Here is a 15,174-nt window from a genome sequence, read left to right as displayed (position 1 = left end):
TAGCGTCGACTAATCTTGAGATGAGCCAAGCTGATGTCCACCCTATAAAATTATATGATTATAGCTCAGAAATATTTTTATAAAGACAGTATCCTGAATTTTTCTACAAGGATGTAGGTACTTAGGTTTAGTAATGAACAATACCTGTATTTCAGGAGCTTGTTGTTAATATACTGAAACAAGTTCAGCATGACGAGGTTATTATTAATTTTTGTGAGTACCTAGTTGAATGTTATAGACATGTAAAATTAAAAGAAAGCCACAAAATATTTTGTGGCTTTTTTGTTTTTAGCCACTTAAATGATTTTGTTTTTATTGCGTAATATTACCATACTGAATACCCCCCATATTAACCAATAAATACTGCCACCACTTACCTCAACAACCTCTATAACTTCAATATAAGGTTCGTCGTATTCGGCACTTTCTATGGGGAGTGCATATAACGCATTAGTGTCATCGGCACTATAGCTGGCAACAATTTCGCTATAGCCTACTTGGTATAAATCGATTAATACATCGTAGTGATCACTGGCATAACCAGACATAAAAGTAGATATCACTTCATATGCGTCTACATCAGAATTCCCTTCAATAATAAAGTTGTCTGTGGTGAAATAGTGTGCCCAAGGTCCGCCATTTTTACTGAGGTAAAGTAAAGCATAAACTTCACCCCATTGAACATCGGTATAGCTATATATATCTGCATCAAACGTTATACTAAAAGTTTGATAGTAACCATCTTCGTCGTAATCATCATGTAAAAAACTCATCGCGCTATAAATAGAAAAGTCAGCGTAATAGTCATGACTGATTGTTTTAGCGATATGACCAACATTTGATTTTTCAATGGTTTTTATTGGGCTCTTAAGTATATCAACCCTAGATTTAGTGGTTGCTTTCCCGCTGAGTTGGTCAGGTAACTCAATAAGCTTAGTTGTTTCAATCATCTTTTTACGTTGTTGCTCACTGATGCTATTTTTTAGTGCGCCTTGTGAAACTGTATACGGACCAACATTCAATTCGTTGGCGGTGACATCAGTTAAAGGAAGTATGCTAAAAGTTACCAATAACAGTAACTTTTTAAGTGAAGTTGTACGTTCTGTTTGAGTTGCATTATTAACTAACAACATAATATATCCTGCAGGCTTTATTAAGTGTTGCTATTAAAACGCAGTAAAGCTGAATGCAAGCTGAACACTTCCTTGCCATACGGTTTATATAACTATTGATTTATCATGGTTAAATCGAATAACGACCGTGTTATACACTTGATACAAGCGCTTTTAATAATTGTTCAGCTGATATTCAGTTGCTAAGGTTTATAATTTTAAATAAGCTACGGGTATATATAGCTAGGCACACTTTTAACTTTGTCTTTGGAATAACAATGAAATTTGCTTTACCCCTGTTTTTTCTTTTTGTTTTTGCGCTCTCTATTAACGCGATGGCACAAGGAAAATTTGTGTCATCAACAAGTACTATTAAAGCTAGTAAGCAAAATAAGGCTGCGTTAAGCGTAAAAAGCAGTAAACAAGCGGCTAAGCTTGCTAAAAGTCGTTTTGGTGGAAAAGTGCTTAAGGTTGAGAATAAAAAAGCGGGCTATCGCGTTAAGTTAATCAAAGCGAACGGTCATATCATTTCTGTTTACGTTGATGCTAAAACAGGCAAAATTAATGGAGGCTAGTCATCATGCGTTTACTCTTTATTGAAGATGATATTGACCTACAGACAAACTTGCATCGTCATTTAATTGCTGCTAATTATTTAGTTGATTTAGCGAGTGATGGTGAAACGGGTTTATTTCAAGGACAAGAATATCCATACGATGCAGCTATTATTGATGTGGGCCTACCGTTACTTGACGGTATTAGTGTTATTAGAATGCTACGCGAGAAGAATATCAACTTTCCGATATTGGTGTTAACTGCACGCGATAGCTGGCAAAACAAGGTGGCCGGTTTAGATGCAGGCGCAGATGATTACTTAACGAAACCTTTTCAAGCGGAAGAATTACTTGCACGGTTAAATGCACTGATCAGAAGGTCGGCAGGGCAGGCAAGCCCACTGATAAAAAATGGTCCGTTAACCTTGAACACCAAAAGTTTGCTCGTGGAAGTAAGTAATAAGTCGGTAAAATTAAGTAGCTCAGAATATAAGTTACTTGAGTATATGATGCATCACCTTGATGAAGTTACTTCAAAGGCAACACTCACTGAGCATATTTACGACCAAGACTTCGATCTTGATTCAAATGTTATTGAAGTCTTTATTCGGCGATTAAGGAAGAAAATCGACCCGGATAACGAATACGGTTTCATTGAAACACTGCGTGGACATGGCTATAAATTAAAGCGATTAGATCTATGAAGTCGCATGGATATACCTAACGAATGAACTCTTTAAAAGTTCGGCTTTTATTAAGTACTTTAGTGATGACAGTCGTTATGTTACCTATTATTGGCTTAACCTTAACTAATGCCTTTGAACGGCAGTTAAATATAGCGATAAAAAATGAGCTAAAAGCTTACAGCTATTCAATTTTTACAGTTGCGGAAGTTGAAAATAATCATTTATTGATGCCTGAGCTGATGTTGGAAAATCAATTTAATATCAGTAAATCTGGCTTATATGCATTAATAGCAACGTTACCGCAAGATAGTAAAGTGAGTGATACACCAATTGACCCCCTATGGCAGTCGCTCTCTTTGCTAACGTTGCCTTTACCGTCAGTATTACCGTCACCAGCTGTTGGGCAAACACTTATTTCAAAAATAAACATAGAGGGTAACAGCCATTTACTTTATAGCTTTAGTGCTAGCTTTTCTGACAATGGTCAAGCCTTTGATATAACACTTCATCTTATTAAAGACCAAGAAACATTATTAATGGCGCTTAACGATTTTAAGCAAAAGCTTTGGACATGGTTAGTGGTATTAATGGTGGTGTTTATTGCTGTACAAATTGTGTGGCTACTCTGGACATTAAAGCCGCTAACGTTATTATCTCAAGAGCTTGAGCACATAGAAAAAGGGCAAAAGAAAGCGTTAGATGCAAACTATCCGCTTGAGCTGCAACCTGTTACACAACAATTAAATACACTATTAGCGACAGAAGAGAACCAACGAAAACGTTACCGCAACGCCTTGGCTGATTTAGCGCATAGCCTTAAAAACCCGCTAGCGGTTATTCAAAGTCAGGCTAATATTTCAGCGAGTACGACTGAACAATTACAATTAATCAATAAAATAATCGAACATCAACTTAAAAGAGCGCAAAGTGCAGGGCAGTCGTCATGGCATTTAGGGGTTGAAATAGAGCAAGTTGTTAATAAGCTTATCGCTACGTTAGCTAAAATTTATCACGATAAAAACTTATCTTTTAGGGTTAACGTTGCTCCAAACGCTATATTTAAAGGTGATGAAGCTGATTTAATGGAGATTTTAGGTAATATTCTTGATAACGCCTGTAAAGCTGCAAAACACAAAATCATGATAAACGTTATAACCGTAGATAAAAAATTAACCATTGAGATAGCTGACGATGGCACTGGTATTGAAGCGTCACAGCAAGCCTTTATTTTATCTCGAGGGGGAAGAGCAGACACCTATCAAGCGGGCCACGGCATTGGTTTAGCCATTGTTAATGATTTAGTGAGTAGTTATCAGGGGCAATTAACTATTGGCAATTCAGCGATACTTTTGGGGGCTGTTTTCACACTTGTTTTTCATTCATCTCGTTAGCCCTTTGTTAAAAAACTAAGCATATGTTGAAAGTGGCAATGCTTACCTAAAAAAGCTGTTCAGGTTACGTTCAGTTTTGTCTTGTTATCCTTATTGTCTAGAATTAGTCATGAGGATCATAACGATGAAAGATTTTATATTTTCATTTAGCTTTGCTGTCAGCGCTTTAGTAAGTTTTAATGTACTCGCAGAAAATCTATCTACACAGCCCTATATTGAGCAACAGGAACAACAATCATTCAGTGATGCTGAATTAGCACAAATGTTAGCGCCTATTGCGCTGTACCCTGACAGTTTACTTACCCATATATTAATTGCTGCTACTTACCCTATCGAAATTATAACAGCCCATCGCTGGCTAATAAAAAATGAAGGGGTTAGCAGTGAAGTGGCCGCTCGTTCGGTAGAAGACTTTAATTGGGACGCTAGTGTTAAAGCGTTAGTCCCTTTTGAGCGTATTCTGACCCGATTAAGTGAGAATTTAACCTGGACTCAGCAACTCGGTGATGCTTTTCTACAAGACGAATCTCAGCTGTTAGAAAGTATTCAAGTGTTGAGACAAAAAGCAGCGCTTGCTGGTAACCTTAAAAAAATGGATAACATGGATGTTAGCTATGAAGAAAATAATATTGTTATTGAGCCAATAAAAAAGGAAATTGTTTATATTCCATACTACGACACCCGCAGGGTTTATGGTACTTGGCATTCGGTATCTTACCCACCAGTTTATTGGCAACCCCATCATCGTATGTATGTCAGCGACAAAAGACCCTTCTATTGGCATTCAGGTATTCATATTTCGTTCAATTATTTCTTTAGTGCATTTCATTGGAACAATCGTCATGTGGTTGTGGCGAGTTCTCATCATGCTAAACATCGTTATTATGAACAGCGTCCTCGGCGTTTAATCGTTAACGGCGGATATGCAAAGCGATGGACACATCAGATAGCGCATAGAAAAGGTGTTGCTTATAGGAGCAAGCATACCCGTTTGAGATATGACCATAAGCGAGTGAAAATACGAAAAACTGGCCACAAATCTTATCGTGCACCCAAAAAGAACGTGTCGCCTAAGGTAAAGGGCAGACCATTGTTGATGACTGCTAAGTTAAATAACAGTAAAGTACCGTTAACTAAAACAAGAGCCACCAAGTCTATACTTAAGCAGCCTAGGCCTGAAAAGCTTTATCACGCCAATGCACCGCTAAAAAAAGAACCTTCAGCTAAGGTGATATCAGGGATGTATAAAAAAAAAGCAGAAAAACATCATGCTAAATCTCAAAACAGATCAAAAAGGCATACTAAGCATCAGGTGAAACAGCTAAAAACCCATCGACAAGTATCGGTTAAAAGTAATCGTTCAACGCTTATTAAAGCACGAAATAAAGAGTAATACTTTTATGTTTATATAAAAGTAGGGATTACAGCGCTATGTAATGATCTGAAAAATTTGTATTACCATAACGTAAAGCGAATGCTTCTAAACAGAATTATGGACAAAGGCTAAATGTTAATTCATTTAGCCTTTTTTTTTAGATAGTTTATAATCAGATTATCTGTTTGTACCAATAACTTTTATTGGTATGACGCTATACATACTTTACCGAGTTATTTTTGATGAAAAAAATTTTACTGACTTTACTCTTGATGGTATTAAATTCAACAAGCTTTGCTCGTGAAGACGTTAAAGAGTTACCGCCAATAGACCCTACATATATGGGCGAACATAATATGGTCCTCTTTGTTCAGCGCTCTGCTATATATGCTGTGGTGATGACAACATATGATAGGCCAAGTAATGTGCAGTTATTATATAAAATTGAGAATAAAGATTTAGCGCTGTTGCAAACTGTTCGTGACGGGCAATTAACGACAATAAAAACGAAGGCTTTTAACTTACAACGATTGATGCATGGTGAAGAAATGGTGATTATGGCTGACGTATACGCAGGACACTTTGCTCGTGATGGAATGCTTGTGTATAAAAATATACCATTAACGTTTGCTAAAAAATTATATGTTCGCAAACTTGATGACATCAGTGAATCAAGCAACAAGCAAGAGTATGCGGTAATAGATTTAAAGAAAAATTATAAAATTTATATTCATAAAATCCAACAGGCCCCAAGTTTTGGACATTTACTTGGCCTCGATCTCGAAGCCGGGTGTTTAACACGTTTTCGTACATCGTCAGCTGTGCCAAAAGAAACTGAACTTCTATATAAATTTTTAAATTGTGGCACCATTAAACCACTTTATTTTGAAACACAAGACTTTGAAAAATAGTCGCCTTGATTGTAGTTTTTTAATGAGTCATATTTTTATGAAAAGTCACTACAGGGCTAACCGGTAGAATGTTTATTCGTCATCAAAATTTGGCAGAACACCACTACGACTGTGCTCAAAAATAAGCGAAGTTTCTACTGTTGTTACTTCATCTCTTGACGTGATCGCCTTGAAAACAAATTGTCGTAAATGTTCGCTGTCTTTAACTGACATATGAATAAAGTAATCGTAGCTCCCTCCCATGTGATACAAACTAACAATTTCGGGTAGCTTAAGTAAATCATCACGAAGGTTGTTAACAATATCTTCAGAATAGGGCTGTAAGCGGATAGCTGCAATCGCTTCTATATTTCCACCTAAACTTTTGAAATCAATTTCAATGTAAGCACCATTAATTATTTTTTTATGTTTCATGCGCTTAACGCGCTCTAAACAGGTAGAGGGCGCAACACCTATTTGTGAAGCTAACTCTTTATTAGTGATATCAGCATCGCGATATAAAATGGTTAAAATGCGTAAATCTATATCATCTAATTTTTTCATTATGGTAAGTCTTCCATTTATATAGTAAATTACTAACTATACCGACTATTGTATTATTAACCAATGCATTGTGTTTATTAATCAAACAATCGTCGAATAAACAATGCTTTTCCGAATATTCATCGTTTAACTTTTATTCAGTTTGTACTAAAGTGCTTTTAAATTAATTTCAATTACACTTTTATAAGGAGATAATGTTGTTAAATTTAGTTTAGCGACATATTATGTCTATGTTCAGATGTCATTACTTCTCATTATAAAAATAAAAAGGCTACTCTATGACTTTGCTTTGGATACCCCTGCTATCGTTACTCGGCAGTATTATTTCCTCAAGAACGGGAAAATTAACACGTAATCAATCAACTGCGTTGACGTTGTTAATGCCGATCATTGCATTATTCATGACAATTAGCTTAGCGCCAGCTATTTTTGCTGGCAACGTTATTAGGGAAACAATCTCTTGGATCCCTTTACTAGGTATAGATATCGCCTTCCGTTTAGACGGCTTAGCGCTGTTGTTTGTATTTATGATCTTAGGAATAGGCATATTAGTTATCTTTTATGCCCGTTATTACCTCAGTAGTAAAGACTCTATGCCCAAGCTTTATGCTTATTTAATGTTATTTATGACAGCGATGCTTGGTATTGTCATGTCGAATAATATCATTCAGCTCTGGTTCTTTTGGGAGCTAACCAGTATTAGTTCGTTTTTGTTAATTAGCTATTGGTGGCATAAACCCGAGGCACGAAAGGGCGCAATCATGGCCTTAATCGTAACCGGTGGTGGTGGTTTAGCATTGCTGGCGGGTTTGCTTTTACTGGGTAATATCGTTGGTAGTTACAATTTAGATGCGATCTTAGCGAGCAGAGAAATTATTCAAGCGCATGCTTGGTATGAAGTCACTCTAATTTTAGTCTTACTGGGCGCTTTCACAAAATCGGCACAGTTTCCTTTTCACTTTTGGCTACCTCATGCTATGGCTGCGCCAACGCCGGTAAGTGCTTATCTACATTCTGCTACTATGGTAAAGGCTGGGATTTTCTTATTAGCGCGTTTTTATCCTGCATTAGCGGGTACCGATATATGGTTTATTCTGGTGAGTTTAACTGGATTAACTACCATGTTACTCGGCGCTTATATTGCGTTATTTAAACATGATTTAAAAGGGCTGTTAGCCTATTCAACGATCAGTCATTTAGGGTTAATCACCTTATTATTCGGTTTGGACACTAAGCTTGCTGCTGTTGCTGCCATTTTTCATATAATCAATCATGCCATATTTAAAGCTTCATTATTCATGGCAACAGGTATTATTGACCATGAAACGGGTACGCGTGACATGCGGAAACTTAACGGTATGTGGCGATTTATGCCTTATACGGCGACGTTAGCAATGGTTGCTGCGGCCGCGATGGCGGGTGTTCCGCTGTTAAATGGTTTCTTGTCTAAAGAAATGTTTTTTGCTGAAACACTGCATCAACAATTACTTGGGTCTATGTCTTGGCTTATACCTGTACTTGCTACCGTTGCAGGTGCATTAGCTGTAGCTTACTCAGCTCGCTTTATCCACGATGTTTTCTTTAATGGCGACCCTATTGATTTACCTAAACAACCCAGTGAACCACCGCGTTATATGCGAGTTCCTATCGAGATACTGGTCGCTTTATGTTTAGTCGTCGGGATTTTCCCTAACTTTATTATTGATGACATTTTAAAAGCAGCGTCTTTTGCCGTACTCGGTGGATATGTTCCTGAATTTAAAGTTGCGTTATGGCACGGTTTTAATTTGCCACTCTTGATGAGTGCTATAGCAGTAATCGGTGGTTTATTTCTATATACCCAGCGACGTTATCTGTTTCAATTTCAGGCATCTATGCCTAGCTTGAACGCCAAAAAGGCTTTTGATGACAGTATATATCTCATCACAAAGTGGAGTCAGCGAAAAATAAATGACATAGAAAATGGTTCTTTACAACGTTATCTAATGCTAATGTTTGTTTTTGTTTTAATCTTTGCCGGTTGGCCATTATTTGAAATGCACCAACTAAGCGGGCAAAAAGAATTGACGCCAATTGATCTTCATAACGCGATTGGCGCAGCATTATTAATGATTGGCGCAATAAGTACGGTGATTTGGTACCGTGCAAGAGTGGTGTCGTTGTTGATGATATCAGTTGTCGGTTTGATGGTGTCTGTTGTGTTTACTCGTTTCTCAGCACCAGATTTAGCCTTAACGCAATTAACGGTTGAAGTTGTCACTATTGTTTTACTGATGCTAGCCTTGTTTTTCTTACCACAGCATTCACCCAAAGAGTCTAGCTCTTTACGTGTGGTTCGCGATTTAGGGATCTCAGCGGCTTTAGGAGTTGTGGTCGCGAGTATTTGCTATGCATTAATTACCCGCCCATTTGAGTCAATATCAGAATTTTTCTTAGCCAATGCTAAAACAGGTGGCGGTGGTACCAACGTCGTTAATGTTATTTTGGTTGATTTTCGTGGCTTTGACACGTTAGGTGAAATTTGCGTATTAGGTATTGCTGCGCTGGGTATTTATAAACTTTTAATCAACCTGCCGTTACTTCTTCCAGTTAGGGATAGTGAAGGGCGACTATGGGCGAAAGAGCGTTACCCTATTTTATTAGCCAGTATTTCTCAATCATTACTCCCTTTGGCATTAATGATCTCTTTTTATATTTTCTTACGTGGTCATAATCTTCCCGGTGGCGGATTTATTGCAGGTTTAGTGACCGCGGTTGCTTTTATTTTACAGTATATTGCACACGGCTCAACTTGGATATCTACTCGTTTAACGATTAATTATCGGAAAATTATTGCCTCAGGAATTGCTATTGCGACATTTACTGGTGTGGGTAGTTGGTTCTATGGTAGGCCGTTCATGACTACTTGGTTTGACTACTTCGACATTCCCATTATTGGTAAAATTGAACTTGCCAGTGCACTGATCTTTGATCTGGGTGTTTATATTACAGTTGTAGGCGCGACATTAATGATTTTGGCAAGTCTTGGTCAATTAGCGAGCGGCCCTAAAGAAGAGGTGAAAACTTAATGGAATTACTTTACGCATCCTGCGTTGGGCTTTTAGTATCTTGTGGCGTGTTTTTAATCTTACGTTCTAGAACGTTCCCTATCGTATTAGGGCTAACTATGTTTTCTTACGCGGTTAATTTATTTCTGTTTTCATCTGGGCGGCTTAGCATTAATAATGCTGCAGTGCTTGGAACCTCTTCAGAATATACGGATCCATTGCCACAAGCTTTAGTATTAACTGCGATAGTTATTGGTTTTGCAATGACTGCCTTCGTGGTTATTTTAGCGATTAGAGGACGAGCAGATTTAGGCAGTGACCATGTAGATGGCGAGCCAGAAAAAGATAAAAAGGTAAACGTATGACCCATAATTTGACCTTTTTACCGATTTTATTGCCCATACTTGCGGGTGTTATTTTATTGATGCCTCCCTTTGGCTCGAATTTAAGTACCCGAAGAGTGGCTTCTGTTGTACTCAGTGTTTTTACATTTGCCGTCTCATTGGCTTTACTACTCAAAGTCCAAGCTGAAGGTACTCAGGTTTATGCTATCGGCGATTGGAGCGCACCTTTTGGTATTGTACTCGTTGCTGATCCCCTCTCTACATTATTAGTGTGTTTAACGACATTACTCGGTGTTGTCTGTGTGTTATATGCGAGTGCCGGAGATGACGACAAAGGGAGTTTTTTTCATCCACTTGTACATTTTTTAATTTTAGGGGTCAATGGCGCATTCTTAACCGGTGATGCTTTTAATCTATTTGTCTTTTTTGAAGTCTTACTTATCGCCTCTTATTCGTTGTTAATGCATGGTGGAGATAAAAAAAATACCCGTGCTGCTTTACAGTACGTGATCCTTAATCTTGTAGGCTCAGCGATATTCTTGATTGCTTTAGGGGTTTTATATGGTGTATTAGGTACACTAAATATGGCTGATATGGCTCAGAAAGTAGCACTTTTACAAGGTGATGATGTCTACTTAGCCAAAATAGGTGGGATGTTATTACTGGTAGTATTTGCTTTAAAAGGCGCTTTGTTACCACTACATTTATGGTTACCTAATACTTATGCAACAGCAATGCCTGTTGTCGCTGCATTATTTGCCATTATGACAAAAGTGGGTGTCTATTCAATGATGCGTGTATATACACTTATATTTGGTGATGAAGCGGGCGAATTAACTCATATGGCGCAAAGTTGGTTGTGGTGGTTAGCGATTGCTACCATTGCTATGGGCGCGGTAGGTGTTTTAGCCAGTAAAGATTTAAGAAAGTTAACCGCTAATTTGGTGATAGTGTCTGTGGGGACCTTGGTTGCATTAGTTGCGGTACAAACTATTGAAGCAAGTTCCGCGGCTATCTATTACTTAGTGCACTCAACGTTGGTTACAGCAGCACTCTTTATTTTAGCGGATTTAATTGGCCGCCAACGTGGTGAAGTTGCCGACCGTATTTCTGCAGGTTCTGCTGTTTCTCAGCCGAAGTTACTTGGCGCTTGTTTTTTGATTGCAGCAATTGCAGTGATAGGCATGCCACCTTTGTCTGGTTTCATTGGAAAAGTATGGCTGCTTAAAGCAACCTTAAATGCTGAATATACCTTGGTGTTTTGGCCAATATATCTCTTTGCAAGTTTAGCTATATTATTTGCTGTGTCTAAAGCTGGTAGCACTTTGTTTTGGTATCATCATGCTAAAATAACCACTGATACAAGGCAACAACGAGTTCATCCAGCGCAATTAGTCGCATTGCTCATTCTCATCTCTGGCGCACCATTAATGACTGTTTTTGCTGGACCACTAAGTGAGTATGCCATTGATGCAGCTACCCAGTTACATGACTTTAATAACAATATTAAACTTATCCTTTCAGGAGGACAGTAATGCGATTAGAAACACGATTTAAATGGCTACCCGCTCCTTTAATGAGTCTGGTATTATTTATTGTCTGGTTGGTGTTAAATAACAGCCTGTCATCAGGGCATATTTTCTTAGCCACTATTTTAGCGATAGTCATTCCTTTGGTGACTAGCCCGTTTAGAACAAAGCAACCCATCATTATTAAGCCTGGTTTAGCGTTACGCCATTTAGCGTTGGTTTTATATGACATTATTACGGCAAATGTTCAGGTTGCTATTTTAATATTAGGACCCACTAAAAAATTAACGCCTGGGTTTGTTAAAGTACCGTTAGATTTAACACATAGTCTGCCCATTACTATTTTGGCAAGTACCGTGTCATTAACCCCAGGCACTGTCAGTGCGGAAGTGTACCCTTGGAGAGAAAGCTTGAGTGAAGGTGAAAAGCTTGAACAACAGTTTTTACTAATACACGTTTTAGATCTAAAAGATGAACAGGCCTTAATAAAGATGATTAAACAACGTTATGAAGCGCCTCTTAAGGAGATGTTTCAATGTTAGAAACTGTGATTTCAATTGTTTTTGCGATGATAGGTTTGTCGTTATTATTAAATGTATGGCGCTTATTATTGGGGCCTTCTATACCCGATAGAATACTTGCCCTCGATACGATGTACATCAATACTATCGCATTGATCATTTTATACGGTATGAGTATGGGCACTGCATTATATTTTGAAGCAGCGCTGTTAATCGCTATGTTAGGATTTGTTAGTACTGTTGCGGTATGTAAGTATTTGCTGCGTGGCGATATTATAGAGTAAGGGGTAAGTTATGGCAGAATGGATTATTTCAATATTATTATTAATTGGCGGCTCTTTTGTACTCGTTGGCTCTATTGGCTTAGTAAAAATGCCAGATTTTTTTATGCGGCTTCATGGGCCCACCAAAGCTACAACACTCGGCATGGCATCGCTGTTAACTGCTGCGATGATCTTTTTTAGTACCACTCATACAGGGTTTAGTGTAAAAGAAATACTGATCTCGCTATTTTTATTGCTTACTGCACCCATCAGTGCCTATATGATGATTAAAGCGGCTATTCATCACAAGCTTGAGAGTATAGAACGCACGAAAGGCATAGATAACATTGAAGATGATGTTTAACGCTTTTCTAGCGTTAACCCAATAAAGTAGCTGTTAAATATAAAACACTGAGCGTCTTTATGTTCAGTGTTTTTTTTGCGGTCTACTTAATCACCATATCCACTACATTTAGACTTAACACCTATAGAAAAAAGGCTAAAGTTATTGGCCTTTGCAATGATCACTTTTGCCACAATGAAGACCTAATTTCGAATTGAATTCACCACAACCAATAGTCCGCTTGGCCACCAAAGCGGTCATAGACTTCAAATAAAAGCGACTGAACTGCCTGGATAGCAGATATAATGGCCCTGATTTGGCATGCTGTTCTTATCACTTTGAGGCATTACTACTTACTAGTATTATCACAAAAAACCATCAGGCTTTACGTACAAACTTTAGGGCTTAACATTTTAGTAATTAAGTCCTCAGGTAATTCTTTTTATTGTTTCTCTCTAATTGCATTAATTCCACCCCAAAAAGAAATGTAGTTTACCTCTCCTTTATCATTAGGATGTAAGAATAAACTCATGCCAGTCATGGAGAATAACTGTTGTTCACTTTCAGGAAAAAATACTTCATTCTTAACAAACTTTCCAATATTAACTAAAAACTTACCACGTTCTTCGGTTATAACTAAAGTAGTTTCAAATGGTTCCGTTATTTTATACTCACCTAGGATAGACTTGAATAACTTAGGTGCTAATGTGGATTCAACTTTTTCTGTCGGTTTAAATTCATTCCAATGATAAATTTCACTTGCTCTAATCATGATTTCATCAATCAGTGAAGTACCATTTTCGCCATTAGTCATAATCACGATTCCATCGCCCGTTTTTGTGTGAGCAAATAAATGCGCCATAAAACCTTCGTTAGCGCCACCGTGACTAAAAGAACTAATTTCACCATCACCTTCTAAGAAAAAACCAATCCCCATAGGGGGTATTTGAGGGGTTAGCATTTCATCAATGGTACTTTTAGAGAAAAAAGAGTCTTTATTACCTAAGTCTGCAAGCTGTATTTGTGAAACTAAGCGTAATAAATCAGATGGTGTAGTCCATAGCCCCGCAGCAGATAAAGTTGCATACGTATGCGCACCACCAACTACAGGTTTACCGTCCGCATTATGGGCAACTGCCGCATTACTTTTTAAAGCACCGACTAAAGGCTGACTAAAGCTACTATGTTGCATCATTAAAGGCTCAAAAATAGTTTTTTTAGCTAATTCGGTTAATGAGCTTTTAGTTTGATCTTGCAAAACAAGTTGGGCTAAAGTTGTTCCTCCTCCTGAATATCTGAATTGAGTGCCTGGCTCAATATCTATAACAACAGGGGCAGAATTTGCAGGTTTGACACCATTGAGTAATGAAGTAATAGAAGGGACATCAGAACCATCTGTATAGCCTGCGAAGCCATGAACAGTAGTACCCGCAGAATGGCTGAGTAATTGGCGTAATGTAACTTTATTTTTACTAGCCCATTCATGAGCAGGTAGTTTCCAGCTTTTAAGTAATGTATTTACATCTACATCTATATTTAATCCATTATTTTGACGGTATTTCATCAATGCACTAGCAAAAACGGGTTTAGAAATGCTTGCCGCTTGAAAAACAGTATTCTCATCAATAGGTCGATTACTGTTCAGGTCAATAACGCCTTCAGTGTGCGTCCAGCTAATTTTGTTATCTTTTAGAAATCCTATTGAAACAGCAGGTACTTTATAATGTGCCATTCGTTCTTTTAAACTACTAAGCTTTGAAGGTTTACCCTTTATACGGACAGTAGGTTGAAGCCCTACACTTATAGGCTGTATATCCTCATCAGATCCCTTTGCTTGAACGTGAGATGGAAAAAAGCTAGCTAGTATACAAAAAACAAATATATTAAATTTCAAAGTTCATCCTTATAATATTATGAAATCAGTTAGTTATTTATAACACAGTAAAAATACGAAGCAATAGGTAGAAAATAAACACCAAATGTTCACCTTCTAGGAAACCCTGTTGTGAATGGTAAATATTGAGCTTCAAGCAATATTTAAACTGCTAAACTTTTAATTTTTCTATACGCACAAATCATTTCGAACTCAAATTAAGTTAACGGCAGCTAAGAGCTTGAAACGGACGTTAGGTATAATGATGTTCTAACTTCCCCCTTTGCGCACAAAGTGATCATTAATATCTTTCTGTCTCGACAACTTGTGAGCGAATCTCAACTCGATGACTAAAAATCGATTTAGTTCGAAAACATCATCTCATGGAGGTGTGATTTCAATGGGCCGACTTGTTGAGATAATCTCATTTGTAATGTCTATTCACAAAAAGAGCTTGAACCGCGTCATCGCTGGGCTGTTTGTCAGGATATGAATCAGCCCAAAAATCGATAATATACCAGTGCACGTCAAGAATAGCTGTTTCCTCAAACTCACTGCTTTTAATGCATTATCAGAAAGATAAGTTACTTTAGGTTTAAGTTACCTTGTAATCAAATGACTTTGATGTGAGACTCTTACCATGGTGCATCATATCTAATACTATAATTCATTCTTGTGTTAT

14 protein-coding genes are annotated in these 15,174 nt (G+C 37.6%); 11 read left to right on the top strand and 3 right to left on the bottom strand.

Features of this window, described 5'->3' with window-relative positions; genetic code table 11:
- Positions 1–296: 296 nt before the first annotated feature.
- Complete coding sequence (locus H4J73_RS03995; RefSeq protein WP_182178118.1) at positions 297–1,133, bottom strand: choice-of-anchor H family protein; 837 nt, start codon at positions 1,131–1,133, stop codon at positions 297–299.
- 257 nt (positions 1,134–1,390) lie between these two features.
- Between H4J73_RS03995 and H4J73_RS03990 the strand changes: the two genes are divergently transcribed.
- The 5 genes from H4J73_RS03990 (at position 1,391) to H4J73_RS03970 (ending at position 6,029) form a co-directional block, all read left to right on the top strand.
- A complete protein-coding gene (locus H4J73_RS03990; RefSeq protein WP_259366573.1) occupies positions 1,391–1,687 on the top strand; it encodes a PepSY domain-containing protein in 297 nt (98 codons plus the stop codon).
- Between the two features lie 5 nt (positions 1,688–1,692).
- A complete protein-coding gene (locus tag H4J73_RS03985) occupies positions 1,693–2,370 on the top strand; it encodes a response regulator transcription factor (RefSeq protein WP_182178116.1) in 678 nt (225 codons plus the stop codon).
- Positions 2,371–2,393: 23 nt separating this feature from the next.
- Positions 2,394–3,743: an ATP-binding protein gene (locus tag H4J73_RS03980; RefSeq protein WP_182178114.1), complete on the top strand. Its 1,350-nt coding sequence runs from the start codon at positions 2,394–2,396 to the stop codon at positions 3,741–3,743.
- Positions 3,744–3,867: 124 nt separating this feature from the next.
- On the top strand, positions 3,868–5,136 hold the full coding sequence (locus H4J73_RS03975; RefSeq protein WP_182223238.1) for a DUF3300 domain-containing protein: 1,269 nt from the start codon (positions 3,868–3,870) through the stop codon (positions 5,134–5,136).
- A gap of 224 nt (positions 5,137–5,360) precedes the next feature.
- Complete coding sequence (locus H4J73_RS03970; RefSeq protein ID WP_182178110.1) at positions 5,361–6,029, top strand: hypothetical protein; 669 nt, start codon at positions 5,361–5,363, stop codon at positions 6,027–6,029.
- A gap of 72 nt (positions 6,030–6,101) precedes the next feature.
- On the opposite strand, the gene H4J73_RS03965 is transcribed toward H4J73_RS03970, so the two are convergent.
- Positions 6,102–6,572 carry an Lrp/AsnC family transcriptional regulator gene (locus H4J73_RS03965; protein WP_182178107.1) on the bottom strand — a complete coding sequence of 157 codons (471 nt, stop codon included), beginning with the start codon at positions 6,570–6,572 and terminating at the stop codon, positions 6,102–6,104.
- A gap of 278 nt (positions 6,573–6,850) precedes the next feature.
- Between H4J73_RS03965 and H4J73_RS03960 the strand changes: the two genes are divergently transcribed.
- From H4J73_RS03960 to H4J73_RS03935, 6 genes are read left to right on the top strand one after another with little or no spacing between them, the layout of a single operon-like run.
- Entirely contained in the window at positions 6,851–9,640 is a 2,790-nt protein-coding gene (locus H4J73_RS03960) for a monovalent cation/H+ antiporter subunit A (protein ID WP_182178105.1), read from the top strand.
- Entirely contained in the window at positions 9,640–9,984 is a 345-nt protein-coding gene (locus H4J73_RS03955; RefSeq protein ID WP_182178104.1) for a Na+/H+ antiporter subunit C, read from the top strand. The genes H4J73_RS03960 and H4J73_RS03955 overlap by 1 nt, the downstream gene beginning before the upstream one ends.
- Positions 9,981–11,498: a monovalent cation/H+ antiporter subunit D gene (locus H4J73_RS03950; RefSeq protein ID WP_182178102.1), complete on the top strand. Its 1,518-nt coding sequence runs from the start codon at positions 9,981–9,983 to the stop codon at positions 11,496–11,498. Before H4J73_RS03955 ends, H4J73_RS03950 begins: the two co-directional genes overlap by 4 nt.
- Positions 11,498–12,034 carry a Na+/H+ antiporter subunit E gene (locus H4J73_RS03945; protein WP_182178100.1) on the top strand — a complete coding sequence of 179 codons (537 nt, stop codon included), beginning with the start codon at positions 11,498–11,500 and terminating at the stop codon, positions 12,032–12,034. Before H4J73_RS03950 ends, H4J73_RS03945 begins: the two co-directional genes overlap by 1 nt.
- Positions 12,028–12,297, top strand: coding sequence for a K+/H+ antiporter subunit F (locus tag H4J73_RS03940; RefSeq protein ID WP_182178098.1), 270 nt, complete (start codon positions 12,028–12,030; stop codon positions 12,295–12,297). The genes H4J73_RS03945 and H4J73_RS03940 overlap by 7 nt, the downstream gene beginning before the upstream one ends.
- 10 nt (positions 12,298–12,307) lie before the next feature.
- Positions 12,308–12,640 carry a Na+/H+ antiporter subunit G gene (locus tag H4J73_RS03935; RefSeq protein ID WP_070374293.1) on the top strand — a complete coding sequence of 111 codons (333 nt, stop codon included), beginning with the start codon at positions 12,308–12,310 and terminating at the stop codon, positions 12,638–12,640.
- A gap of 421 nt (positions 12,641–13,061) precedes the next feature.
- Here H4J73_RS03935 and H4J73_RS03930 read toward each other — a convergent pair whose 3' ends face one another.
- The gene (locus tag H4J73_RS03930) at positions 13,062–14,513 is read right to left on the bottom strand and encodes a serine hydrolase (RefSeq protein WP_259366746.1); all 1,452 of its coding nucleotides are present in this window, start codon (positions 14,511–14,513) and stop codon (positions 13,062–13,064) included.
- Positions 14,514–15,174: the final 661 nt, after the last annotated feature.

Source organism: Colwellia sp. MB3u-41, from assembly GCF_014076845.1.
In the GTDB taxonomy this organism is placed as follows: Bacteria; Pseudomonadota; Gammaproteobacteria; order Enterobacterales; family Alteromonadaceae; genus Colwellia_A.
This window is presented reverse-complemented; position numbering and strand designations above follow the sequence as displayed.

Coding starts and splice junctions, on each gene's coding strand:
- H4J73_RS03980 (WP_182178114.1), top strand. CDS start 2,394: ATGAACTCTTTAAAAGTTCGGCTTTTATTAAGTACTTTAGTGATGACA.
- H4J73_RS03970 (WP_182178110.1), top strand. CDS start 5,361: ATGAAAAAAATTTTACTGACTTTACTCTTGATGGTATTAAATTCAACA.
- H4J73_RS03990 (WP_259366573.1), top strand. CDS start 1,391: ATGAAATTTGCTTTACCCCTGTTTTTTCTTTTTGTTTTTGCGCTCTCT.
- H4J73_RS03985 (WP_182178116.1), top strand. CDS start 1,693: ATGCGTTTACTCTTTATTGAAGATGATATTGACCTACAGACAAACTTG.
- H4J73_RS03955 (WP_182178104.1), top strand. CDS start 9,640: ATGGAATTACTTTACGCATCCTGCGTTGGGCTTTTAGTATCTTGTGGC.
- H4J73_RS03960 (WP_182178105.1), top strand. CDS start 6,851: ATGACTTTGCTTTGGATACCCCTGCTATCGTTACTCGGCAGTATTATT.
- H4J73_RS03975 (WP_182223238.1), top strand. CDS start 3,868: ATGAAAGATTTTATATTTTCATTTAGCTTTGCTGTCAGCGCTTTAGTA.
- H4J73_RS03950 (WP_182178102.1), top strand. CDS start 9,981: ATGACCCATAATTTGACCTTTTTACCGATTTTATTGCCCATACTTGCG.
- H4J73_RS03995 (WP_182178118.1), bottom strand. CDS start 1,133: ATGTTGTTAGTTAATAATGCAACTCAAACAGAACGTACAACTTCACTT.
- H4J73_RS03965 (WP_182178107.1), bottom strand. CDS start 6,572: ATGAAAAAATTAGATGATATAGATTTACGCATTTTAACCATTTTATAT.
- H4J73_RS03935 (WP_070374293.1), top strand. CDS start 12,308: ATGGCAGAATGGATTATTTCAATATTATTATTAATTGGCGGCTCTTTT.
- H4J73_RS03940 (WP_182178098.1), top strand. CDS start 12,028: ATGTTAGAAACTGTGATTTCAATTGTTTTTGCGATGATAGGTTTGTCG.
- H4J73_RS03945 (WP_182178100.1), top strand. CDS start 11,498: ATGCGATTAGAAACACGATTTAAATGGCTACCCGCTCCTTTAATGAGT.